Genomic DNA, 26,144 nt, shown 5'->3' on the forward strand with positions numbered 1-26,144 from the left:
GCACTGGAACGCTTTCGCTTCTCAGGCACGAATAGCCGGGAGGACATATGCTTCATGCAAGGAGCCTCGATTTGAAAGACGAGCTTGTTCGAATGCGGATAGGTAAGCTTGTTCGGCGGCGCTATTGTTACGAGAATAATATTTTCCCTTTATCCGCCAGCAATATACAGGAATGAGAAGTACACTACGTCTTTGGCGGTAGAATTTTACTATCCCTATCCGCACTCACTAAAAGCTGATCCCGATCATCTCGACCGCCGTCACCGCCAAATGTCCGGCAAGATATCCGACGGGCCAAACAAACAGCACGCTGATCTCATAAAGAGGATTGTTAAGCCGATTGCGTCTGTTGAAGTAAAAGACGAAGGGCAGGATCGGCAGGCTGTGAAGAGCGATTGCCCACAGAGCTCCTTCGAATCCAAATCCATAATAAGCGACAGGCAGGCACACGAAAATCGAGATCGCACGGACAAGATTGAGGACGCTTTGGTTTCGGGGTTCGTTGACGGCTTGGTAGACTGCCGACAACATAAGAAACCGCCCAGCAATTAGACTGAAAGAGAGGATTTCGATAATCAGAGCGGCATCGACATAACGATCGTCATACAGGAACTCGATGAGCATTCGTCCGCCCGAATAGACCGCGCCAGCACTGCCTATAAAAACGAGATCGAAAGGCAGGCGCATTTTCAGGAAGACGGCAGGCAAATCTTCCGGCCGCTCCCTGGCAATTTTGCTCAAGGCAGGCATAGCCACGCTGGAAAAAAGGCGCCCTCCGGCCCCCTCGAGCATCGCAATAAGATTGAGGGCGAGGATATAGAGCCCCAGCATCGTGGGACTGGTCCAACCTGCTAGCAGAATGCGGTCACCATTGGCAGCTATGACCGTTAATATCGACGATAGCAGGATCCAGCGGCCGAAGCGGAGCAGATCGCTCAAAGCTTCCCGCTGCACACGGAAACGGTTCGAAACTCCAGGCAGCCAGACATGACTTAGGATGGTCGTAACCAAGGATGAGACCAGGGCAGAGATCACAAAAGACCAGATTGAGCCGGTGTAGAATGCCAGCAAGACGGCGGTAGCCAGGCTTATGATTTGAGCCACAATCTCGATGACGGTCAGGCGTCCGAGATTGAGATTCCGGTAGGCCGTGATGATCTTTGTGGATTGCAGGCCCATGATGATGGTGCCGAATGATGCGGCGATGATGACTGTCGGAAGTTCGGGCGCAGTATAGACCGATCCTTCAGGAAACCATTCGTATCGGGCTCCATATCCCACGATGATGGCGACCAGGATGCAGGCAAACCAGATCAGGCACCCATGCAGGAACTGGAGCACCCAAGCCGTATCGAGATAGGATTGCTCGTCCCCCATCCTACTCTGGATCGCAGCCGGCCTCAGCCCCAGATCCGACAGCATGGCTATCGAGACCTGCACCATGATGGCGACGCCCATTATTCCGAACATTTCCGGGACCAGCAGACGGGTGAGGATCAGGCTGCTTGCAATCCTGAGAAATTGCGGAAGGACATACCCAATCACCGTCCATCCCGCGGCACGCATGATGAGATTGCGAAAGCCGCGAGACCCCGGATCCGATACCGTCGGAACCGGCTGAATTCCGGATCCCTGATCGTCTCCGGGTCCGGAAGGCTCCGGTTGCCAGTCACGGGAAGTCACTGCTTCGGCCAAAGGAATCTCCTCGCTCCTTGCACCTGCGGATGCAAAATAGGAGCACTATGCAAGTTCGATGACCTGTTGCGGTTCGACCCGTTCTCCATCGCGGGCGTGTGAGGCATCCGTTCTTATCCCAGAGTTTGCCGCAGCGTCGGCCACGACCGCACGCATCCGCTCCGCGAGGACGCGGACATAGGGATCCAGGACCATGCTGTCGTGATCGCCCGGCACCTCCGAAACCCTCAAGGCGCCGACATGCTCGCTCCAGCCGTTGTCCGGCAGCAGAATGGCGCGGTTCTCCCTGAGACAACGTCCTCCGCTGAGGCGATAGAAGACGGCCGGCTTGGGACGGAAGAGCGTGACAGAACCCGCATACGGCTTTACCTGATACTGGAAGGCAGCTCGTCGGAACGCCATCTCGATCTTCTCGTTGTTGAAATGCTCCGTTGTGCCGACCTGCCGTTCGGCCTCTTGCCTGGCAAGGTTTTCAGCCCGGGAGCGCCGGCGGTCGCGGAGATATTTTCCGAGATAATTCCTCTTGTGGCGGCGGATATCCTGCATTTTCATCACCACCCGGTCTAGGAAGGCCAGTTCCGGCTCCCTCGGCTGGGGCGTATCCAGCATGACCACATGCGCAACCTGTTCGCCCGCCTCCACCAGCTGACGGGCAATCTCATAGGCGGCTATGCCGCCGCCCGAATATCCGGCGAGCAGATACGGCCCATGCGGCTGTACCGTTTTAATCTCGGCGATGTAGTCGGCGGCCATTTCCTCGAAAGTGAGATGCGGCTCGTTGTCCCCGTAGAGCCCGCGTGCCTGGAGTCCGTAGACAGGCCTGTCCGCGCCCATGCACATCGCCAGATGGCGCAGGTTCAAGATGTTGCCGAACATGCCCGCGCAGATGAACAAGGGAGCCGCTTCGGCATTGCGGCCAGGATTCATCAAGACCAGGTGAAGTGGTTTACTCCTCGAAACTTCTGCTGCCTTCGTTTCTGGCCGGACTGTCTCGTTTCCTTGCGGTCGCTCGGCAGCAATGCGTTCGGCACATTGGGCAATGGTAGGCGCTTCGAACAACATCGAGATCGGCAGGTCCAACCCGTATTCCTTCTTGATCATGCGGAAGAGTCGAACTGCGATCAGCGAGTGCCCTCCCACATCGAAGAAGCCGTCGTGAATGCCGATCCTGGCAATGCCGAGAAGTTCGCGCCAATATCCGGCCAGTGTCTCCTCGATCGGATTGCGCGGCGCTACAAATTCACTGTCGAGGTCAGGTCTTTCGAAATTGTCGCCGGTCGGCGCTGCCGGCTCGGCGGTTGCAGCAACCCAGTTCCGCAACAATTCAAGATCGATCGAACTGATGATCGGCTGCGGTTCTGACGTCCCCAGCGCACGCAGAAGTGCTGTGAAGCCCTCTTCGGGGAGGATGCCGTTTCTGACCTGTGTGCCGAGCTTCAACAGAGCCGGGGACGGCGTTGCATGTTTTTTATGAGAAGCCGTTGGCACCTCTGGATGAGATATTCCAAGCGCAACATCGCTTTCCAGCCGACGCATGACGAATCGCTCAGCTTCGAAGACAAGATTGCCCAGCCGATCCATGATCATCACATCGAAGGCGGCATATCCCTCGCCGAGATCGCTGCTGTCGGAGAGGCGGACATGGCTGATGATTTCAGCCGGAAGCGGCTTGTAGAGCGCTATTCGTCCATAGGCGGCAGGTGCCCAGAGGCCAGCTGCGGCGGCATAGCCCGCCGCGAGTTCCAACGCGAAACCGGTTGCGATATCCAGGAGCGCCGGATGCAGGACCATGCCTTTCGTTAGATCTTCCGCGAAGCAGGAATCCAAACGCAATTCGGCAAGGGCTTCGCGCTTGTGGATCGCCACCGAGTGAAGAACTGCCCAACGGGGACCAAACCGGATGTGGTTCTCCTGCACGGCCCGCAACGTCTCGTCGCCAACCGCCACGCGCCTTTCCCCAAATGAAAGGGCCAACGCCGGAAGATCGACAACGCGAGATTCTTGCACTTCTCGGGGCGTGAGCGTTGCTTCGGCATGCTTGACGAAAAGAGCCGTTTCGCCGCCTTCTGCCGGCCCGGCGACGATGGCGACACGAAAACGCTCCCCGACCGGTTCAAGCCGAACCCGTAGGGTCTTGGTGTCTCCGTCGGCGAAGACCAGCGGCTTCAGAAAGACGAGATCTTCCATATCGGCCTGCAACGGCAATCCGTACTCCCGCGCCGCCTGCGCAATCAGTTCGAGATAGCCCGTACCGGGCATCACGGCTTGACCTGAAACCAGCCGGTGTTCGTTCAGCATCCATTCGGTCTGTGGGCCGATCGTTGCCTCGAGCCACGGCGTTCCGGTCTCGTCCTCCGCCCAGTGTTGGAAAAATGGGCCGGACGCCGGCCCGGCAACAGGCCGCACACGGTCTTGATCGACTGCCAGACCCAAGGCGCGGGCCGCAAGCCCGACCTCGTTCCAGACCCCCCAATGAAGGGCGATGGTGGCCCGATCGGTTCGGCGTGACCGGCTTTGCGCAAATGCATTGAGATAGGCGTTTGCGGCAACATAGTCGACTTGGCCGGCTCGCACGACGTCGGTGCTGGTGGACGAGAACATCAGGAAGAAATCGAGCTTCACGTGTTCGAAGACCGCATCAAGTACCGTCGTGCCGAGCACTTTTGGCGTCAGAACCCGATCGATACTCTCCCGTGTTTTCGTTTGGATAAGGCCATCATCCACCGTGCCGGCCGCATGAAACACGCCGTTTATTTCGCCAAAACGCACAAGCGACATTTCTACCGCCTGCGCCATCTGTTCGGGATTGCCGACGTCGCCCTGGAGATAAAGCACCTCTGCGCCCTTTTCCTCCATAGTTCGGATCGCCGAAACCGCCCTTCGGATATTGTCATGGCCATGGGTGCGTTCGTAGAAATCCCACTCTTCACGCGGCGGCAAAGCTATCCGGCCCACCAGGACGAGGCGCGCCTGGAACTGGCTCGCAAGCTTTCCGGCGAGCGCAAGAGCGATCTCACTCAAGCCGCCGGAGACGAAATAGACACCATGCCGGCGGAGCTTTGTCCCCTCCGGCGCTATCTCTCTTAATGACATCCGTTGATGGATTTGGGTCCAGCGACGCCCGTTGCGGTAAGCGACCAGCTCGGACCCGGGCTTGGCATGAAGGTCTTCCCAAAGCTGCTCAACGAGCGACGACTCGCCCAACATCCCCTGTCCGGAGCCTTTGCCTTTCCGGCGGGAGAAGAAGCCGGTCTTGCCTTCCCCCCCATCTCGCGGCAGATCGACGTCGATCACCTTGACGGTAACGCCGGCCATCTCCTTGGGCATGACGAGACCCGGGCCGAGGATCGTGGCTTTCTCCGGATAAGGCAACGGCTCGTCGCCCACCTGATGCATTCCGTTGGTCACGAGCGTGAAGTGAACATCTGCGGTCCCGCCCGCTTCACCCAGGGCTTGAGCGAGGTGCAGCAGGCTGTCGAAACCGCATTCCTGATTGCGATGAAAGAAGTTCGAACCGGACCGGAAGGTCTCCTGCTGCGTAAGAAGCCACATATGGACGATACTGGTCGGAAGGTTCTTGTCAGCTGCAAGCCCGGCGATCAATGCGTCATATCCTGATCGCCCGAATTCGGGGCAAAGCATGTACGCTTCTGAACCGTGACGAACGAAGGCGTCGCCCAAAGATACGGTCACGACACGGTGGCCTTCCGAGCGAAGCCGCTCGACCAGCCGAAGGCCAAAACCTCCCTCGTCGAGGAAGAAAAGCCATGATTGGCAATCCTTCTCGTTACCGGGCTCATAGTCTGCCAGTGTCCGCTTCCAGGCGGGACGATACCCCCACCGTTCGATATCCGGCTCCTTGGAGAGAATAGACTCGGCAGCCTGTTGATTATTGCTGACGGCCGCGCGGTCAATGAAGAACCGCCGATGCTGGAACGGGTAGGTCGGCAGCCGGACACGTCGGGGAGAACGTCCCTCCCAAATGCGGTCTATGTCGACTTCAATCCCCACGGCCCAGGCCCTGCCGACGGCTGAGAGAAAATAAAGTCTGTCGTCCGTATTCTCGTCCGGATGCGGGAGGCTGTTGATGACCTGGTTCGCCGGGACGGAGCCTTGCGCCTTTGTCAGCGACGACAGGACGCGCCCGGGGCCCACCTCGATATAGACCAATCCGGGATCGGCCGAAAGCGTCGCCAATCCGTCAGCAAAATGAACGGTCGAACGAAGGTGACCGACCCAATACATCGGGTCGGTCGCCTCTTCGGCGCTGAGCGGCAAGCCCGTACGATTCGATAGGATCGGGATTGTCGGAGCGCGAAGAGCAATACTACGAAGAAAGGTCTCGAACGGCTTGAGAATGGGGTCGACCAGACGGGAATGCGCGGCGATGTTGATGGGAACGCGTGTCGCATCGATACCCTGTTTCGCCAAAGTTTCCCGAAACGCTTCGAGATCCTCATTGAGGCCGGAAACGACGCAGAGCGACGGAGCATTGATCGAGGCCACGTCAAGCGACGGCGGCAGGAGTTCTGCGAGCCTTTCCCGATCGATCGGCACGCTGAGCATACCGCTCGGACGAATTGTCTCGAACAGCTGGCCGCGCAGATGCACGAGGTGCACTGCATCCTGGAACGACATCACGCCCGCCACGCATGCCGCAGCGTTCTCGCCCATGGAATGGCCGATCAGAGCCTGTGGCTTGACGCCCCACCCCATCCACAACCGAGCCAGGCCGATCTCCGCAATCAGGATCGCCGGGAGCTGGAGCGAGGGGCGAAGGAAGGCTTCCGCTGCGGCGGAGCTCCCCTCCACCAGCCAGGTTTTCCGGATCCGGGCCGCCACATCGGTTGGCAGGTAGGAAAGGCCTTCATCGACCGTCGAGCGAAATTTCGGATCTTCCGAATAGAGCCGTTTGGCCATGCCGACATATTGGACGCCGCCACCAGGGAAAAGGAACACGGTGCCGGATTGGGCCGGTACATGCTGATGAACAAAACCTCGGCTCGCCGCATTTGAAAGCGCCGTTATGGCATCCTGCCGATTGCGGACAGCAAGCACCATGCGATGATCGAAGTGCCTGCGGCCATGGCGCAGGGTGTAACTGACGTCGTCCAGCGAAATATCCGGCTGGCTCGATATTGTAGAAGCAAGCCGCTCAGTCATTGCATCAAGCGTCTTGCGCTGACGGGCGGAAAGAAACAGGAGCAGCGGATCCGCGTCGTCCGCCTGGGAACCCACCGTCTCGCTTGCGGGCAGGTAGCGGCACGGAGCCTGCTCCAATATGGCGTGGGCATTTGTGCCCCCCACGCCGAGAGAGTTCACAGCGGCGCGGCGCGACCCCGATATCTGAGGCCATTTCAGCAGCTTGCTGTTGACCCGGAAGGGGCTTCTCTCAAAGTCGATGGATGGGTTTGGGCGCTCGAAGCCAAGTGTCGGCGGGATTTCACCATGCTTGATCGCCAGAACTGCCTTGATGAGGCCCACGACGCCGGCGGCAGTGTCCAGATGGCCAATATTCGATTTGACCGACCCGACATGGCAGAAACCTGTTTTGTCGGTGCTCTGGCGGAAAGCCGCGGTCAAAGCCTCGATCTCGATCGGGTCTCCCAGGAAGGTACCCGTACCGTGACACTCCACATATTGGATCGTCTCCGCCCCAACGCCGGCCAACCCATGGGCTTCAAGCACGGCCTCAGCCTGCCCGCTGACGCTGGGCGCCAGGTAGCCGGCCTTGCTGTTTCCGTCATTGTTGACCGCGGTTCCTTTGATGACGGCGTGGATGACATCTCCATCGCGCAAGGCATCGGAAAGTCGACGCAGAACCACGACCCCGACGCCACTCCCGAATACGGTTCCGGCTGCACGGTGATCGAACGCGCGGCAGTGTCCATCCGGCGAGAGAATCTCTCCCTCTTGGAACAGGTACCCGTGCCGATGCGGAAACTCGATTGTCACGCCACCGGCGAGTGCCATGTCGCATTCACCGGAGATGAGGCTCTGGCAGGCGTAGTGCGTGGCGACGAGCGAGGTCGAGCAAGCTGTCTGCACATTCACACTCGGGCCGCGTAAATCAAAGGTGAAGGATGCCCGCGTGGCGAGAAAATCCTTGTCGTTGCCCGTATGGCGCAGCAGGAACATGCCGACCTGATCGACAAGGTTGCGATTGCTGCAGACGTTGAAGAAGAAATAGCTACCCATGCCACAACCGGCAAAAATGCCGACCGGACCGGAGTGGGCATGCGGGGTGGGGGTCCGGCCGGCATCCTCCATGGCCTCCCAGGCGCATTCCAGAAACTGGCGATGCTGAGGGTCCATGATAGCGGCTTCCTTCGGATTCAGACCGAAGAATTCTGCATCGAACATTTCCATGTCGGGAAGCTCGGCGCCGCGGGGCACGTAGTTGGGATGATGGATGCGCCCGGGATCTTCTCCGGCGGCTACCAGTTCTTCCGGTGAGTACGTGCGGATGGATTCCACTCCACCTCGCAGGTTCTTCCAGAACTCATCTACATTTCGGGCGCCCGGTACTCTCAAAGCCATGCCGACAATTGCTATATCGCCAGCTGAGATCTGGTTGGCCCCTTCAAGCATCGATAACGCCCCACCCCGGATGAACGCGGCCCGAGGATGTCATGTGCAATGACCCATGGGCTATGTTCCACTTCCCTTCAAAAAATGTCCGCGAGCGTCCACTCGCCATGTTCAGTGTGCTGCCAGCGCTGACGCAATCGCAATTACGTCTTTGGGAGCCGGCATCATTCAAAAGACGGAGGTGCCGATGCCCCCTGCAATTCAAGCTTAGTCGCGATCATCCGGATGGCTGGCCCGGCGCATGTTGAAATTTGTACCGCCCCCCGGTTCTATCGGAGTTCCTTCGACACAACAGAACGGGGATGAGCTTCATGGGCGAGTTAACATGTGTTCTGATCGGTGACGGGTCGTTGCTCGTCCAATGCGCCGAGATCCTTAAGGCGCGCGGGCACAGGGTTCAGGCAGTCGTCACATCAAGCGGACCGGTCAGACGATGGGCCGAGGTTGAGGAGATTTTCGCTGTCAGCCTCCAAAGCGACTACGCCTCCAGCCTCGCCGATATCTCGTACGACTGGCTTTTCAGCATTGCCAATCTGACCATTGTTCCTCGTCCGGTTTGGCAACACGCCCGCTGCGGTGCCGCGAACTTCCATGATGGCCTGCTGCCCCAGATGGCAGGGCTCAACACGCCCGCCTGGGCGATTTTGGAAGGTCACGACCATCACGGCGTCACCTGGCATGCGATCAATGAAGGGATCGACGAGGGCGATATCTATGCCCAGCAGGGCTTCGATATATCCGGCAACGACACCGCGCTGACACTGAATACCAAGTGTTTCGAAGCCGGCATCGCAACTTTTTCCACGATGCTCGATGCAATCGAGCGAGGCGTCTTGGCACCGCGCCGGCAGGATTTCGGCACCCGCGTCTATTATGAACGCCTCAAGCGCCCGGCTGGCGCTGCAACCCTTGATTTTTCTTCGTCCGCAAAGGCCCTTTCCCGCCTCGTGCGGGGTTTGGACTTCGGAAGCGGATATCTGAATCCACTCGCCACGCCTAAGGTTCGTCTCGGTGACGAGGTCTTCACCGTCGCCCATTTCCGCGTGCTCGAAGGAGAGATGAACGGTGAGCCCGGGCTTGTCATGTCGGTCGGCGCGCACGGTGTCACGGTGGGAACCGGCGACGTACCCGTCCTGCTGGAAGGATTCCGGAAAACCGCCGCAGACAGAATTGCGCTTTCCTCAGTCTTACGCCCCGGCGATCGGTTACTTGTTCCCGGAGAACCGGAAACGATCGCGCTCTCGGAGACAGTGGCGGATCTCTCGCGGCATGAAGGCTTCTTTCGCCGGGCGCTTGAAACATCAATCGACCTCTCCCTGCCCCAGATCAAGGCATCGGAGCAGGCGCCCGATATTCGCTTAAAGTCCCTCTCTTTTCCGATTGGGCTTGCGAGGAATGAACGGGTGGCAATCCTCCTGGCCTTCCTGGCGCGTTTTTCGGGACAGCCGGCTTTCGATGTCGCTTATCAGGATGATGGTCTCGCGGATCTCTCAAAACGCCATCCCGGCTATTTCGCCCAGTCAGTGCCGTTGCATATCGATACTGCGGGCCACCGGGCAACCGATGACTTGGCGGGAGAGCTCGATCGAAAACTGGCCGAAATCGGTAAACGCAAGGGTTACTGCCGTGACCTTCCCGATCGTTATCCAGGCATTGTCCCCCCGGACCTAACGATTGGTATCAGGAACACAACCGATCCAAGCCAGGGCGGAGCGATATCGGGGTGTGCCCTGACTTTTTGCCTGCGCGAGAACGGCACCGATCTTCACTACGATCGGACGCGCATCGACGACCGGCAAGTGGAGGATCTGGCAAAGGCCCTGCACGTTTTGGCCGACGCCTTCAAGACCGGCGCAATACTGCAGGATCTGCCTTTGATGTCGGATGAAGACGCGAAGATCATCCTCTACGACTGGAACAAGACGGAGCGGGAATACGAAACGACAGCCTGTGTCCACGAACTCATCGAACGTCAGGTCGAGCGCACGCCCGGCGCGGAAGCTATTGCGTTTCGCGGCCGCACGCTGACCTATCGTGAAATGGACGAGCGCGCGAACCGGATTGCGCAGGCACTCATTGCGCAGGGCGTTGGGCCGGATATCAGCGTCGGTCTTTATCTGCCGCGATCCGTGGACCTCGTTGTCGGCGCTCTGGCCATCATGAAGGCCGGGGGTGCCTATATTCCTCTCGATCCGCATTTTCCAGCTGACCGGCTGGCATTCATGATCAAGGATAGCGGTGCGAAGCTCGTCCTGACGGAACGGAGCCTGGCAAAGTCGCCAATTCTCGCCGAGGCCAGCTTTCTCTGCGTCGACGACATTCTCAGAAGCAAGGCATCTGCGGAACGTCCGACGAGTGGAGTTGCTTCAAACAATCTCGCCTATGTCATCTATACCTCAGGTTCGACCGGCCTGCCGAAAGGCGTGATGATCGAACATCGAAACGTCGTCAATTTCTTCATAGGTATGGACGAACGGGTTCCGCGTGAGACGGACAGGCAGAATGTCTGGCTCGCCGTCACCAGCCTTTCTTTCGACATCTCCGTGCTGGAGCTTTTCTGGACCCTTGCGCGCGGCTTCAAGGTGGTGATCCATTCGTCCGAGGTGATCGAGGCCAAGGCGCGAGGCGCAACCGTTTCGGGAAGAACCGCCGATCTCGATTTTGGCCTGTTCTATTGGGGGAACGATGGCGGAGCCGGCCCCGAAAAATACCGGCTACTCCTCGAGGGAGCAAAATTTGCCGATGCCAACGGCTTTAATTCCATTTGGACGCCGGAACGGCATTTCCACGCATTCGGCGGCCCTTATCCGAACCCTGCCGTGACCGGCGCGGCCGTCGCCGCTGTCACCAAAAATCTTTCGATCCGCGCCGGCAGCTGCGTCTTGCCGCTTCATCACCCCGTGCGTGTGGCCGAGGAATGGGCCATCATCGACAATCTCAGCAATGGCCGGGTCGCTCTTGCCTTCGCCTCGGGCTGGATGCCGGAAGATTTCGTGCTGCGGCCGGAAAATGCCCCTCCGAAGAACAAGGCAAGCCTGATGCGCGACATCGAAACCGTCCGCAAATTGTGGCGGGGCGACAAGGTGGATTTTGACTTCGGCGGCGGCATGGCGGGCGTCGTTACCCAACCCCGGCCCGTTCAAAAGGAACTCCCCGTCTGGCTGACGACGGCCGGCAACCCGGAAACCTATCGGGAGGCTGCGAGGCTCGGCGCCAACGTTTTGACGCACCTGCTCGGGCAGTCGGTCGAGGAACTGGCCGAGAAGATCCGGATATACAGGGAGACGCTTGTCGAGGTCGGACGCAATCCGAGCCACTACAAGGTGACGCTGATGCTTCACACGCTTCTCGGAAACGAGCGGGAAGAGGTACGGGAGTTGGCCCGCGGTCCGATGAAAGACTATCTGCGCAGTGCTGCCGCTCTGATCAAGCAATACGCATGGGCATTCCCGGCCTTCAAGAAACCGCAGGGCGTCGCCCAGCCGATGGACATCGATCTGCAGTCGCTCGCCCCGGATGAGATGGACGCCATCCTGGAATTTGCTTTCCTTCGTTATTTTGAAGACAGCGGCCTCTTCGGAACCGTCGAGGACGCACTGGAACGATTGGCGGAGGTCGGCGCAATTGGCGTCGACGAGATCGCCTGCCTCATCGATTTCGGCCTGCCTGATGAGACCGTTCTGGGACGGCTTTCGTTACTGTCGGAAGTTGTGAAAGCCAGCAAGAAACCTGCAGGCGATGACCCCGTCGAGAGCTTCGCCGAGGCGATCCGCAAGCACAGAGTTACGCATCTGCAGTGCACACCGTCGATGGCGCGTATGTTCATGATGGTCGATGAAGACCGGGCAGCGCTGAGTGACATCAGCCACGTCTTCTTGGGCGGCGAAGCGTTGCAGGGGTCGCTTCTCGCGGCCCTGGGAACGGTCACGGATGCAACCATTGAAAACATGTACGGCCCGACGGAGACTACTATATGGTCCTCGACATTTACCGCCGGGCCCGCAACAGGCATCGTTCCCATCGGCCGTGCGATTGCTAACACCCAACTCTACGTCCTCGATGGCGCGCTGAGGCCGGTTCCGCCGGGTGATATCGGCGAGCTTTATATCGGCGGCGACGGCGTCGCGAGGGGATACTTAAACCGCGAGCAGCTGACCAACGAGCGCTTCCTAGCAAACCCCTTTGCGGAAGGCCGGATATACCGGACGGGCGATCTTGCCCGTTTCGACCGAGATGGGACCCTCCACTTCCTCGGTCGAACGGATCACCAGGTCAAGATTCGCGGTCACCGCATCGAACTCGGCGAGATCGAAGCCCGGATTGCGACATTCCCAGGCATCCGGGAAACCGTCGTCGTGGCCCGCAAGGACACTCCAGGCGATGTTCGCCTTGTCGCTTACATCAGAACCGACGGAGAAGAAGTCTGCGGACAGAGTTTGCGGGCTCATGTTGCGGAAGCGCTGCCCGATGTGATGGTTCCCTCGCATGTCGTCACGATGGAGGCGTTTCCGCTGACGCCAAACGCCAAAGTAGATCGCAACAGGCTACCTCCCCCCGTGGAAAAGGTTTCCTCGCCCGTCGTCACGTTCATCGAGCCGTCCAACAACCTGCAGCGCGAGATCAGCGAAGTGTTCGGCCGGGCCCTCGGCCTGGAGAAGGTCGGCATATTCGATAACTTCTTTGCTCTGGGCGGGCATTCGCTTCTCGCGGTACAGGTGCATCGGGAGATGAAGGCCAGGCTCGCGCCGGACCTGACGATTACCGACCTCTTCCGTTTCCCGACGGTCGCCCTCCTGGCCGAGCACATCTCCGGCAAAGGGAAAGCTCAATCGCAATTGAGCAAGGTGGCCGAACGAGCCGCACTGCGCAGAAACATGATCGACCGGCGCCTTACCGTGGTCGGCGCGGACACGAAAGTCTAGCGATGCTGCTCAAAGGCATATTTGATGCTTCTGTCTCGGTAGCGGAATCGACTCTCAGCGAAGACACCGCAACGCTTTATCCGGAAGAGCGGCTGGCAATGGTCGGCGCGTTCAAACGTCGGCTGCGGGAATTTACCGCCGGCCGTTCCTGCGCCCGAGAGGCCATGAGACAATTGGGACTGCCCGAAATGGCGATACCCATCGGGCCCGATCGCGCGCCGATCTGGCCGCTCGGCATTACCGGAAGCATCAGCCACTCGTCGACCCGGTGCGCCGCCGCCGTCGCGCGGCATTCGGATGGCATCAAGGCCGTCGGTCTGGACGTGGAAGAGGAAACACCGCTTGATGATTTTTTTGCAGAGGAGATTTGTACATCACGCGAGCGCGATTGGCTGGATCAGCAACCCTCGAGCAAACGCGGCAAGCTGCTGAAAGCAATTTTCAGTGCAAAAGAATGCACCTATAAATGTCAGTATCAGCTTACAAGAAGGATGTTCGGGTTTGAGGCGGTGCACATAGAACTAAGCCTCGCAGAGGAGGCATTTGCAGCATATTTCGACCACGAGGTTCCGCCTTTCCGGCTCGCCGATCGCCTGCGCGGAAGCATCAGATTCCATGAGGGCCACGTCGTCGCCGGCATGATTGTCCGTTAGCCGCCTCAGTACGGACCAAGCCGCGGCCCTCGTCCAGTCACCTCATGATAGAAAAGAGTTACCAGCGGCAGAACTGCGTGGGCATATCTCCGCCACAACCTCTTTGGATCGGTCGTAAGTCTGTGCAGCCATTCGAGGCCGAGATGCTGCATCCAGATCGGCGCCCGTTTTTTTGTCCCGACGAGAAACTCCAGAGATGCGCCGACGCATAGTCCGATGCCCCGCGCGTCTGGATGACGCGACAGTTCATAAGCTATCTTCTCCGCCTGGGGAGAACCGATTGCGATAAAGACAAACCGTGCTTCGGCGCGAGCGGCAAAATCGACGCACGCTTGCAGAGCATCCTCATTGTTCCACAGCCCCTGGGGCGGCAGATGAGCACGAAACCTTACTTTGGGATACCGGAGACGAATGTCGCGCACGACGGCGTCATCGGAAGCTATCAGCGTTATCAAGTCGCCATCTCGAATAACCGAGTTGAAGATGCTCGCTGTAAGATCGGATCCGGTAACGACAGGCAATCTCAGGAAAAGCAACCGTGCAAGTCCGGCGATTGGGCGGCTATCGCAGACCGAAAGCCACGCCTGCTGGTAATAACGCCTGATTTGCGCATTTCCTCGCAGTCGAACCACATGATCGACGTTGGGTGTCACAACGTAGCGAAACCCTGTTTCCGGCCCGCTGTTGGCTACAAAGTCCAACACAGCAGCAGGCGTCATAAGATCGAACGGGGCGCCTAGAAAGCTACGCCTGCCGCTCCTGGCAGGACGCTGCATTTCATATGGCGCTGCTTCAATAACAGCCATGAATCTAGCCCCCTCTAACGCTCAGCTCCACACAGACCATCAGCCAACCGGACTAGTCCGTTGGATCTAAATACTTGGTTTTATTTGATAAATAGTATCTTCTACGGCCATGAAGGCTCAATTGGCCCAATCCCATCAAATGGGTGTAGGACCGCTGCGAGCCTTGTCTGCAAGCCTAAAAAGGATGAGGCCGCTTTCGTTCAAACGTCGTAGTCCGGACGAACTCACGCGTTGCGCCTTTGGATTATTATGGCTTCGAGATGCCAGCGGGGGGCGAAGCCATGTCGCAGTACCTATTGAATTCCGTAGTTATCTTATTGTCCGTAGTCCTTCTGATTCCCACTGCGGTGCTTGCGGTCGAGTGTTTCGCCAGCAGCCTCCGGGTGCAACGGAAATTGCGGCAACGGGGAACAGTGAGGCCGACGGTTGGGATTATTGTGCCCGCTCATAACGAAGAACTGCAAATCCTGGACGCAGTACAGAATATCAAAAGACAGATGCACAAAGGGGATCGGCTGGTAGTGGTGGCTGACAATTGCAGCGACCTGACTGCGTCCCTCGCCCGCGATGCCGAAGTTGAGGTGATCGAACGTTTCGATGCGGACCATCGCGGCAAGGGTTATGCGCTTGCTGCTGCAATCCGGTATCTGGCCGAAGCGCCGCCCGAGGTTGCCGTCGTGATCGATGCAGACTGCTGGCTGGAGCCGGGAGCACTGGATGAACTGGCCTACATGACCGCCGCGACAAACCGGCCTTCGCAGTCCCGCTATCTGATGATCGCACCGCACAATGCAGGCATAAATCTTGCCGTCTCCGAATTCGCTTTTCTTCTCAAGAACCGCATCAGGCTTCTTGGACTCTCAAAGCTCGGCCTTCCGGCGCAGCTGACCGGATCCGGCATGGCGTTTCCCTGGACCATATTGCAGAACGCGCAACTTGCGAACGGCAACCTGGTGGAGGACATGAAACTCGGCTTGGACTTGGCCTGCACGGGCCATGCGGCCCTCTTCTGCGATGCGGCTGTCGTCAAGAGCACGTTTCCCTATTCCAGGGACGGCCTGCGCGCCCAGGCATCGCGTTGGGATACCGGGCGCTTCGCCCTCACCCGGTCGCTGCTTTCGGCATTGACCTGCGCCAGCACTTTCAGAAAGAAAGATTATCTGGCGTTGGTAGTGGATGCCCTCGTACCTCCCCTGACTTTGCAGGCGGCGCTTCTTTTCCTGGCGCTCGTCGCAAGCGCCGGCCTGGCAACATCAGGCATGCTCAACTTTCCACTTTTGATCTGCATAGCAAATGTCCTGATCTTCGGCATGACGCTGATCGTGATCTGGTGGCTTCACGGAAGAACGGTGCTTCCGTTACGCACCATGATCCAGATCCCCGGCTATGTAGCAGACAAACTGAGGCTCTATCCCCGTCACATCTTTGCACCGGTGAGCACCCAATGGGTTAGAACTGACCGAAACCGGCCGACGGGCATGTGACGAGATCCCGCACGGATACCGAAGCCATTTCAGCAAGGTGTAGGAGAAATCTCGTCGTCTCCCGACTTCGCATCCACCTTCAAAAGTTCATCGGCAATATGCGCGCCGACTCGTAACGCGTTTGCCGCTACCGTCAAGCTCGGATTGGCTCCCCCGCTCGTCGGGAAGAAAGAGGCGTCGACCACATAGAGATTTGGGAGGTCGTGGGTTCGATTGTTGGCGTCGACGACCCCACTCGAGGGTTCGGCACCAAAACGGCAGGTCCCACAGGCATGGCCATAGTTCAGATTGACCTCCGGGCCCAGGATCATCATCCGGTGCCGCTTGAATGCCCGGCGATAGTGACGGCGGAATGCCTGAATCCGCTGGCGCAGCTCCTCGTGAATTGTGTACTCGAAAAAGATGCCGTTCGGCTCCCGAGGATCGGGTTTCACGCGGTTTTCCGGATAGGGGAGATCCTCCATTATCGACGCGAATATCGTCGCCTTGCCGGATATCAATGCTCCGATCATTGCGGGAATGCGAAGGAAAGGCTTGAGTGGCTTGAACCAGATCCAACCGTTGCGATCGATCGCGGATTTCAGAAAATGGAGAACATTATTCGCAGTGGCTGTCAGACCCGTTGACTGGATGACACCAAATTTCGTTCCATCATGTTCATAGAAATCACGAAGGGCGATAGATTTCCCCGGCGCCGAGACGCGGGTCAGGCCACGTGGCCAGACCGCAAAGAAATCCGAAACATGGAACATCAGACAGCGTCCCACCATATCGGATGTGTTGGCCACGCCGTTTGGCCAAAATTCACTGGTGGAATTGAGAAGAAGCAAGGGCGTCGATAGTGCTCCGGCTGCCAAAACATAGAATTTGGCCGCGATCGTGACAGCTTCACCGTCTTTCCGACAGGACAGGGCTGTGACCGAATCCCCGTTGGCTTCGACCTTTTCAACGCTGCACTGGTCCAGGATGGTAACATTGCCTGTCGCGACAGCTGGTTCAATGAATGCACGCCGCGCATCGAACTTGCAGGATTTGTGACAAATAGAACCGCCGCAATTGCCGCAGTCTTCAATATACCGACATGCGGTATGGACTCGATAGGGATGCATGCCATTCGACTGGGTCGAATCGAAGAAGTGCTGATCGCATCTGGTCATCACCGGAGGTTCGACGAGATGCGATCTCGGTTGCAGCGGATCCTGAGTGCCTCGGACCTGCAAAAGATGCTCCGCCATTTGGTAATAGGGTTCGAGAGTTCTGTAGTCCGTGGGCCAGATGGGCCGGCCAAGATCCTCGCCGGACTTGAAATCGGTGGGCGAAAAACGTTCCAGCGCTGCAGAATAGAGAAGCGTCGAACCGCCGAGACCGCATCCAAGGGCGGGAAAAAAGCGGACCGAACGGGCATTGACCGAACCCGTTATCTGGTGTGGCCATCGTCCGTTCCGCAGGCGTCTCGCCTCATCGAACGTATCCGGATCGTCGTCATCGTCTTGCGAAAACTCCGCAAGACCTTTCTCGATGAGCAGCACCCGATGTCCTGCTGTGGCCAATGCATAACCAACTGCCGCGCCACCCATCCCTGCGCCGACAATGGCAACGTCCCATTCCAACTCCATTACGCCCCCAACACAATCAGAGCTAAGCCGAGGCCTATCAACCGCCTGATCCCCATCGGCGGCAAAGGCCAGCGCTGCTATCGAATAACCCGAGGTAGACTGAGTATACTTACAGATATTCCACAATATAAAATGAAACTCGTGTAAACGTTGAAATTCGTTCGCATGGTTGCGCGAGCGAATGATCGCTCACTTCAATATAACTATATACAGTTTCCTTCATACAAAAAGTAGATAATAGGGACATCATGCTTAGGAGGTATCCTGCCCCCGTTGCCGAGCTTCTTCCCTCAGCTATACTTTCTGGCTGGGGGCTCAAGATGATGTTCACGCAAACCGAACCAACTGTAGGCAGGTACGAGACGCCGCTTGAGCAGCCGCGTCAACGGAGTGGCCTCGAATATCGCAGCATTGCCTACGTCGCCGCAGTTGCGGATTTCATTTATCTCCTCGGTGCATGGGCCATTGGTTTCACGGGTTATCAATATGTAGCTTTCGGTTCAGCACCCGACCCGTCGCTTTTCATCGGGCTCGGGCTCGTCATGTCGACTATCTTCCTGCTTGCAATGCACAGCGCCCAAGCCTACAGCCCCGAAAGCATACAACTCCTCAGGCCGCAGATCCGGCTGATCTGCATCCTGGTTCCGAGCATATTTGCCTTCCTGCTGACGGTGATCTTCTTCCTGAAGATTGGTGAAAACTACTCGCGCGGAGCAATGCTCATTACAGCGGTGATCGTACTTGCCGGTCTGATCTCGATGCGCTGCTTCTGGCACTGGTATCTGCCATCGGCTGCCGCTGCAGCCTACTTTAGAATGAGGCGCGTCCTCCTGGTCTGCCACGAGGATTTCCCGGTCGAGCATTGGCAGTATGAAGCCATGGCGAGCGGCATGACCCTCGTTCAGATCCTGCATCTGTCCGGCGACAGCCTGCTCTCCCCAAGCGCCTTGGAACGGTTGTGGCAAAGCGAAGCTGAGCATCTTGACGAGGTTTTTATCGTCTGGCGTGACCCGAATGTCGCCAACCTGGAGCTTTATCTCAGCGAACTCCGGCGCTCTGTATTGCCCGTCAACGTCATCTTCGACGGTGTGGTTGGCCGGCTGACCAATGCTCCCGCCCGCAAGATCGGCAGCATGACTGCCTTCCAGACGCAACGCCCGCCGCTCAGCCTCTACGAACGTGGCACGAAGAGAGCCTTCGATATCGCCTTCTCTCTCTTCGCCATCGTTTCACTGCTTCCGCTTCTGATGGTGGTGGCGATCGCCATTAAGTTGGATTCCAAGGGGCCCATCCTCTTCAGACAGGTTCGCAAAGGATATGGCGGCCGGTCTTTCCGCATTCTCAAGTTCCGCAGTATGACAGTGATGGAAGACACCGACGACATTCGCCAGGCTACCAGAAATGATCCACGGGTAACCCGAATTGGTGCAGTCATCCGCACATTGAGCATTGATGAACTGCCGCAATTTTGGAACGTCCTCCGAGGTGAAATGTCGATCGTCGGCCCGCGTCCGCATGCGCTGGCCCATGACGCCCTATACGACTCGCTGATCGCCAAATACGCCTATCGGCGGCATGTCAAACCGGGATTGACGGGATGGGCTCAGATCAACAACTGCCGGGGTGAGACCCCTAATATCGAAAAGATGGAAGAGCGTATCTTCCATGATCTCTGGTATATCAACAACTGGTCATTTTGGCTGGACATGAAGATTGTCGTCCGGACGTCGATCCAGATCTGGGACACGGGAAAAGCGTACTGACGGAGGTTAGATCGGCGGTGAGCCGGCAGCCAACGGCAAGGCGGGAATATAGGTTATGTCCCGCAGACCGCCGGCCTCCACCATAACCTCGCACGGCGGTGCGTGGCTGATGAAATGGATGGGACTGGCCGTCAGTCCGTAGGCACCGCTGTTGTGTACGGCAACCAGATCGCCCTCCTCTATCCGAGGCAGCACGACACCGATCGCCAGCCGGTCGATAGAGGTGCAGAGAGGCCCGACGAGATTGATTTTTTCCGGCTCGCCATAACCTCCCACCTTATGCATCGCGTAGTTGCGGTGCATGACCATTCCGAAATGGCCGGAGGCAGGCAGATGATTGTTCATCCCACCGTCACAGATGCCGATCCTCACACCACGGGACTCCTTGATGGCGATAACACGCGTCAGGAAATACCCGGCTTCGCCGATCAGATAGCGTCCGAGTTCGAGCACCAGACGCGTATCTGCAAACCGTGGCCGCGAGGTGAATGCGTCGAGATCGGTTGAAATGCCGGCAACGACGGCGTCGAGATCAAGCGGCAGATCCCCGTCGTGATATGGAATACCAAGTCCTGATCCGAAAATCAGCTTTTCCGGGGGCGGCAGGCCAGTCTTGTAAGCCTCGCCGAATATCTTGAGAAAGTTGCGGTAATTTTCGCAGACCGCTTCCGCCTTCAGGCATTGCGTGCCCGAATAGATATGAAGGCCGACGATCTGCAGATTGGCCAACTTTGCGATCTTTGGAATCTGTTCCGCCGCGACTTCCCAATCTATCCCGAAAGCCGAAGGCCGGCCGGCCATCTGATCGCCAAACCCCTTGGGAACGGACGGCGGCGCAATGCGGATGAGAACACGCTGGACACGGCGGAGCTTCCGCGCCGCCTCGTCCGCCAAAACGGCTTCACGGAACGATTCCAGAATCAGCTCACCCACGCCGCCTTCGATTGCTTCCCTGATCTCAAAGCCGCGCTTCCCGGGACCGGTGAAACTGATCCTCTCCGGGAGCCACCCTGCGGCAAGCGCCGTTCTGAACTCGCCGATCGAGGAGACATCGAGGAACTCCACGTGATGCCGCATGAAATCGAGCACAGCCGGATTGGGATTGCTTTTGGCGGCGAAACTCAACGCGAAACGGTCGCCGAACGCAGCCCGCAGCATGGCTGCCCGTTGTTCGATAGCCGACGCGACATAGACATAGGAAGGCGTGCCGAACGTCTCGGCCGCATTTTGTAGCCAGAAATCCAGCGACGAAGAGTAATCCATCAAGCGCTGGCTTCGGCAAAGCGCAGAATGCGGTCGGGCGTATCGAAGTTCTCGAGCGTCACGTCTTCGGCACGGATCGAAATTCCGGTCGATTGCTCGATGAAGGCCAGAAGGTTCACCATCGAGACCGAGTCGAGCAGGCCGGAGGAAAACAACTCGCTTTCTCGGTCGGCATCATTGATGCTCAGAGAGTCCCGCAGATATCCGATCAACGCCCCATAAGTAAGGCTCATCGCACATTCTCCTCAGTCTGATTCCTGTTGATCCTGGCTTTGGAAGTACCGGTGGCCGGAACGCCGCCGCCACAACTCATCCATTCGCGACAAAGACGCACAACTTCGGGCCGGGCAATTTTTCCGCTGGATGTCCGCGGCATGCTCTCCGGCCAGATGTGGAAGCGGCGCGGAACCATGTAGGACGGCATAGCCCGCCGACAGTAGAGAAGCAGCGCTTCCTCATCAAAATTGCCGACCGGAAGGATAGCCACATGCACGGCCTGGCCGAGATCTTCATGCTCCACGCCAAAGGCGACCGCCTCCGCGATTACACCGCTGCGGCAGACAAGATCCTCGATCTCATCGGGGCTGACGCGAAAGCCGTTCGTCTTGATCATCGCATCATTACGGCCGATAAACCAGAGATCGCCGTCGGCATCAACCCTGACGATGTCGCCGCTGTAGACGACGGGTTCGTCTCCGATCAGGTGCCAGAGCTCCGGACACGGCCTAATTTTCTGCTCCGTCACCTCCGGTTTGCCCCAATAACCAAGGCTCACGAGTGGACCCCGGTGGACGAGTTCGCCCTGCTCGCCGGGATGGGCAATACCTTCGCCATGTTTGATGACATAGACTTCGGCACCAGGGATAGCTTGGCCGATGGCACCCATCTTGCGTTGAAATTTTTCCGGAGACAGATAGGTGGACCGGAAAGCCTCGGTCAGCCCATACATCAGATAGACATCCACATCGGGAAATAGCCGCGGGATTTGCTGCAGGATGTTGAGCGAAATTTTCCCGCCGGAATTCGTAATCCGGCGCAATGCGGGGAATTCTGTCGGCGTTTCCGCCAGCAAACGCACGATCTGGCTCCACAGCGGCGGCACTGCGGCCACCCCTGTTACGCGATGCTTCTGCATCGTCAGGACGATCTCCGCTGCCATCGGCACAGCCTGATGCACCACCGTACCGCCCATGAGCATCATCGTCGTAAGCTGGTTCAGGCCATAATCGAAACTGTAGGGCAGAACGCTGAGCAAGCGGTCGTCTTCTCTCAACTGCAGATAGCGTGCCACGGATCGAGCGCCTGAAACGATGTTCCGGTGGGTCAGCATTACGCCCTTGGGCATGCCGGTGGAACCCGATGTGTAGATGATCATCGCAAGCTCCGTGTCGAGACGCGGGACTTCATCACCCGAGAGGTCTTCCGAAAGGTGATCCCACATATCGAACCCAGTTTCTGCCGACGGCTTACCTCTGACCAGGATGCTCTCTACCGTTTTCGCAAGTTCACGTGGCGCCAGCGCCTCCGCCACCCTTGCCTCGACGATCATCACGCGCGCACCGCAGTCCGCGGCCACATAGTCGAGCTGCTCGACAGTCCACTGGGTATTGACATTGACGATGACAGCTCCGACCTTCGCGATCGCGAACATGGCGGTAACTTCGGCGATACTCTTGCGAAGATGCACGATCACTCGGTCGCCCGGCCGGATGTTCCGACTTTGCAGATAACCCGCCAGCCGATCCACATCGGCCGCAATTGCGGCATAGCTCGCAGCCCGGTGCCCGTCGACGATAGCCGGCTTGCCCGGTCGCACATCCAGGTTGTCTGCCAGGAGCTGATAGAAGTTGGTGGTCAGTGCATTCATGGCCATTCCTCCGACAGGGCCGCTTCATCAGGTATCAGCATCGCCCCGTACGAACGGGCCGAGGCGAGGGTAGATCTTGGCGGGCGAGCCAATGACGATCGAGTCCGAAGGTACATCCGTGGTCACAGCGGTATTGGCCCCGATCCGCACACGGTCGCCGATGCGGATATTGCCGAGAACGGTAGAATTCACGCCGATGAACACGTCATCGCCGATCTTCGGCACGCCGGCGATCATGTTGGTACCGATCGTCACATTATGCATGATGCCGCAGCGTTTCCCGATGACGACGTCCGGGTGAATGGAAATCGAGCCTTCGGCATGAATGATGTGGAACCCATCTCCGAGGGTTACCTGGGCCGGAAGCCACACGCGAGTTACAGTCGAAACGACCATACTGATCGCGCCGTAGATCTTCTGAGCCGACCGCCGGGCCAGCCGATTGTTGCGAGCATTCGCCCATCGGCCAAACCGATAGACCAGCAACGTAACGAAACCGGCATTCAGAATTCTGCCTCCATGCCGGTGGAAGTCCTTTCGCACCTGCTCCCGCAGAGATCCGGGCGCCGGTCGCATGGGTATGGAATCGTCGGAAACACCGGCCGCATTGGATTGGGGATGCAAAAAACGGAGCCGTGAAATCATTTGAGCACCATATCCAAGGTACGGTCTATATCGTCCCATCCGACACTGAAGCTCTCGCAGGTCCCCTCGCCAACGACGAAGGCAAAGCTTTGGCCCTGCCGATCGGTGATGACCTTGAGAACCGAAACGACCCTGTCCGCCGGCTGGATCACGAACAGTGCCGCATCCTGAGGCATGACGGTCAGTCCGTGGACGAGTTGGCTGCCTTCCACGCCGGCAACCACTCGCGCCCCGGCGCAAGCCCGGATGAGGTCGTCAACGGAGGAGGCAATCGGATCGATGATCTGAAAGCCATATTTTGAGGCGAAGCCTTGAGCTATTTCCATCTCGTTCGACAGTATCCGATGGTCGCCCTTGCTGCCCCGCAGGATGAAGACACCCGGGTGATGCAGAAACGACGGCCCGGACGCCAGGAGCTTCTCGCGGATCTGGATGGCCCGCCGTCTCTTTCCTTCGTTCTGTCCCTTGTCTCTGAAGAGTATAAGTTCATCGAAGTGGACGTCGCCGACATGGACCGGTTTCAGATTGAGCTTTCGTGCATACTGCGGCTCGTGACCGCGTGTAATTGGCCGGGTGGTTACGGGAGTGCCGTATTCATCCGCCAACGGATAGGTCAGGCAGTCGTCCAACAACCAATTGCCAAACCAGCGATTGCCGACCCAGCTCTCGAAGAGAGCCCCCTTGGCCGCTTCCTTGGGAGCTGCGTAAAGTGGAAGTCTGCGGCTGCGTGGTTTCAAGCTCTTGGAGGATTTTGGGGCGTAGATCACCCCGTCGATTAAATCGACATTCTTCAGCCGATACCCGATCGTCGCTTCCTGTGTCGTTTCGTAGTTGCCCCGAAAACCTTTCAACACCTCGGCGATGGAACCAAACTCTGTACCCTTGATCCTGTCGAGATGATGCGGGAGAAATGTTGCCGGGCGAATAAATCGTTTGGTGGCCGGCGCAATGGTCCAGCGATCGGGGGCAACCGCCTCTATGTCTGGAAAAGGCATGCCTGCTGCCTTTCTAAGAGAATTCACGATCGGCAGAAGAGCTATCAATCCAGTCATCCTAGCAGTTTTTGATTCAGCGGATGGCGGGCGGTCTTCCCTCCAAAATTCCGCGTCTGAAGAAGATAATCGCATGGAAACCAATGGTTTCGCCGTAGCCATTGGGGGATCGGGCATACTCATTTAGGCGTATCGGGAAGCGGTCTGGTCGGGATGACCGAGAAGGGAAGAGATTGCCTGAGCACTAATGCGATGGTGAAATTTCGCGGCAATCTTAGCGCGGGACGCTTCTCTGAGACGGCGCGAGAAGTCCTCGTCCTGGAGCACCCTTTCGATGGCAGCGCTCATTTCTTCAGGTCGCTGCGGCTGCACCAATATTGCGTCCACGCCATCGTCGATCAGCTCGCTGTTGCCGCCGACGTCGGTTACGATCACCGGCATCTCCATCGCCATCGCCTCCATAATGGCGACAGAAATTCCCTCGTTGAGGCTGGCGAGAACAAAAATATGCGCCTCCTCCAGACCCTGGCGCACGCGGCTTTCCGGCACCGCTCCAAGCAACTCCACGCAGCCGGTAAGTTTCTTTCGCCATATCAGCGTTTCCAGCGCCTTGCGGTATCCGTTGCCGCCAAGCTCGTCTTCGCCCGCAATCTGCAGACGAACATCGAACCCGCGGTCACGCAGCATTTCCACTGTCTGAAGGAGAAGATCATGGCCCTTGACGGGATTGAGCCTACCGCAGGAAAAGAGCCGGCATGGCTCCCCCGCTTTCCAGGGGACGTATTGTCGGTTCCGGCGAATCTGTTCGAGGTCCACGCCCATGGGCGCAATGGCGATCCGAGCCGGTTTCGCTCCGTTCAGCTTGGTATCGATGTCATCGAATAGGCGTTTGGAGATAACGGTCGCAAAGGCCGCGCCCTTCCACTTCTGCCGCTGGTTGATGCCATATCCTTCCAGAGTGGGCCCATGCAGGGTCAAGCTGTAGGGGATTCCCGACAAGAGTGAAGCGAACGCGGCCACATTGGCCGCATCAGCGCAGGAATGGACGTGAATGTGGGTCCATTTCGCCTGCCGGGCAAGCCGCACGAGCTTGCCCGCCACGAGCAGGATGGCAAGCATCCGCAACCTGCCTAAGGGAGATCGGACTTCCGCTTCGCTGACCGCTGCAAGACTTCTGGCGATACGTCTCGGTCCCGCTTTCACAATTTCGGACGCCGCTGCGAACGCATCTCCGAACCCGAGTGGGAAAAGATATTCGGTCTTCCCTCGCGCTTCGTCGGCCCAGGCATGCGACGCGATGGCCGCTGGCGGACGCGATGTCGAAACGAATTGAGCCTCGACGCCGAGTTCGGCCAACGCTCTGTGTTCACGCCAGAGGAAGATGTGGGTCTGCCCGGGAAATTCGGGAATGAGGAACCCAATCCGGCGGCTCATGAAGCCCCCGCGATCTGCATATATCTTGACTGCGCGTAGGACATTACTTCCCCATCAGATGCCATTTCTGAAGTTCCGGAAGACGTCGATGACGTCAGCGGGCGCAACGGGATAAAGTGGCGCTGTCGAGGTCACGCCCACATTGTTTCCCGTCCGGAAAAGATCCGCGAAAGAATGGTCGAGGCTGTCTCGCCGTTTCACAACCGTTCCCTTCGGGGGAAATTCTTCATCCGAAAGGAGGGGGGAACCCCTGTCTCATCCGTTTGGGCTAGTACATGACCCGCTTGCGTACTTCTTTGTGCCTTGTATGCAGGCCTATTCCATCGCCGTACTATGATTTCGTCCTATCCCGGCTGGGTGGGATCAGCGAGCCATTGGGGGTGAATGGATGCGTGGGATAGCGAGTCTTGCGG

General features: G+C 58.1%; 14 protein-coding genes. 4 read left to right on the top strand and 10 right to left on the bottom strand.

Annotated features, from left to right (window positions below):
* Nucleotides 1-228: 228 nt before the first annotated feature.
* Nucleotides 229-1,566, bottom strand: a complete 1,338-nt coding sequence (locus C5L12_RS16450) for an oligosaccharide flippase family protein (protein ID WP_245422939.1) — start codon at nucleotides 1,564-1,566, stop codon at nucleotides 229-231.
* 174 nt (nucleotides 1,567-1,740) lie between these two features.
* Entirely contained in the window at nucleotides 1,741-8,286 is a 6,546-nt protein-coding gene (locus tag C5L12_RS16455) for a type I polyketide synthase (protein ID WP_105373138.1), read from the bottom strand.
* A 311-nt stretch (nucleotides 8,287-8,597) separates the two neighbouring features.
* Between C5L12_RS16455 and C5L12_RS16460 the strand changes: the two genes are divergently transcribed.
* Both C5L12_RS16460 and C5L12_RS16465 read left to right on the top strand, forming a co-directional pair.
* Complete coding sequence (locus C5L12_RS16460) at nucleotides 8,598-13,208, top strand: MupA/Atu3671 family FMN-dependent luciferase-like monooxygenase (protein WP_105373139.1); 4,611 nt, start codon at nucleotides 8,598-8,600, stop codon at nucleotides 13,206-13,208.
* Nucleotides 13,209-13,210: 2 nt separating this feature from the next.
* Nucleotides 13,211-13,861, top strand: a complete 651-nt coding sequence (locus C5L12_RS16465; protein ID WP_105373140.1) for a 4'-phosphopantetheinyl transferase family protein — start codon at nucleotides 13,211-13,213, stop codon at nucleotides 13,859-13,861.
* Between the two features lie 5 nt (nucleotides 13,862-13,866).
* Here C5L12_RS16465 and C5L12_RS16470 read toward each other — a convergent pair whose 3' ends face one another.
* Nucleotides 13,867-14,667 carry a WecB/TagA/CpsF family glycosyltransferase gene (locus tag C5L12_RS16470; RefSeq protein ID WP_162712453.1) on the bottom strand — a complete coding sequence of 267 codons (801 nt, stop codon included), beginning with the start codon at nucleotides 14,665-14,667 and terminating at the stop codon, nucleotides 13,867-13,869.
* A 281-nt stretch (nucleotides 14,668-14,948) separates the two neighbouring features.
* Between C5L12_RS16470 and C5L12_RS16475 the strand changes: the two genes are divergently transcribed.
* Entirely contained in the window at nucleotides 14,949-16,151 is a 1,203-nt protein-coding gene (locus tag C5L12_RS16475) for a glycosyltransferase family 2 protein (RefSeq protein WP_245422940.1), read from the top strand.
* 29 nt (nucleotides 16,152-16,180) lie between these two features.
* Here the strand turns inward: C5L12_RS16475 and C5L12_RS16480 are convergent, their stop codons facing one another.
* Nucleotides 16,181-17,893 (bottom strand): GMC oxidoreductase, encoded by a 1,713-nt coding sequence (locus C5L12_RS16480; RefSeq protein ID WP_157949066.1) that lies wholly within the window; start codon nucleotides 17,891-17,893, stop codon nucleotides 16,181-16,183.
* A gap of 194 nt (nucleotides 17,894-18,087) precedes the next feature.
* Here C5L12_RS16480 and C5L12_RS16485 point away from each other — a divergent pair, with 194 nt between their 5' ends.
* Complete coding sequence (locus tag C5L12_RS16485; RefSeq protein ID WP_245422942.1) at nucleotides 18,088-19,530, top strand: exopolysaccharide biosynthesis polyprenyl glycosylphosphotransferase; 1,443 nt, start codon at nucleotides 18,088-18,090, stop codon at nucleotides 19,528-19,530.
* Nucleotides 19,531-19,536: 6 nt separating this feature from the next.
* On the opposite strand, the gene C5L12_RS16490 is transcribed toward C5L12_RS16485, so the two are convergent.
* The 6 genes from C5L12_RS16490 to epsE all read right to left on the bottom strand — a co-directional run bounded on the left by C5L12_RS16490 (nucleotide 19,537) and on the right by epsE (nucleotide 25,731).
* Nucleotides 19,537-20,793, bottom strand: a complete 1,257-nt coding sequence (locus tag C5L12_RS16490) for a type III PLP-dependent enzyme domain-containing protein (protein ID WP_105373144.1) — start codon at nucleotides 20,791-20,793, stop codon at nucleotides 19,537-19,539.
* Complete coding sequence (locus C5L12_RS16495) at nucleotides 20,793-21,026, bottom strand: phosphopantetheine-binding protein (protein ID WP_105373145.1); 234 nt, start codon at nucleotides 21,024-21,026, stop codon at nucleotides 20,793-20,795. The genes C5L12_RS16490 and C5L12_RS16495 overlap by 1 nt, the downstream gene beginning before the upstream one ends.
* Entirely contained in the window at nucleotides 21,023-22,660 is a 1,638-nt protein-coding gene (locus C5L12_RS16500) for an AMP-binding protein (protein ID WP_105373146.1), read from the bottom strand. The genes C5L12_RS16495 and C5L12_RS16500 overlap by 4 nt, the downstream gene beginning before the upstream one ends.
* A 27-nt stretch (nucleotides 22,661-22,687) precedes the next feature.
* Complete coding sequence (locus tag C5L12_RS16505; protein ID WP_245422944.1) at nucleotides 22,688-23,236, bottom strand: serine O-acetyltransferase; 549 nt, start codon at nucleotides 23,234-23,236, stop codon at nucleotides 22,688-22,690.
* Between the two features lie 65 nt (nucleotides 23,237-23,301).
* Nucleotides 23,302-24,300, bottom strand: coding sequence for a glycosyltransferase family 61 protein (locus C5L12_RS16510; RefSeq protein WP_105373185.1), 999 nt, complete (start codon nucleotides 24,298-24,300; stop codon nucleotides 23,302-23,304).
* Between the two features lie 180 nt (nucleotides 24,301-24,480).
* Nucleotides 24,481-25,731 carry an exopolysaccharide biosynthesis GT4 family glycosyltransferase EpsE gene (epsE, locus tag C5L12_RS16515; RefSeq protein ID WP_105373148.1) on the bottom strand — a complete coding sequence of 417 codons (1,251 nt, stop codon included), beginning with the start codon at nucleotides 25,729-25,731 and terminating at the stop codon, nucleotides 24,481-24,483.
* Between the last annotated feature and the right edge of the window lie 413 nt (nucleotides 25,732-26,144).

The organism is Neorhizobium huautlense (genome assembly GCF_002968575.1).
GTDB classification, from domain to species: Bacteria; Pseudomonadota; Alphaproteobacteria; order Rhizobiales; family Rhizobiaceae; genus Neorhizobium; species Neorhizobium huautlense.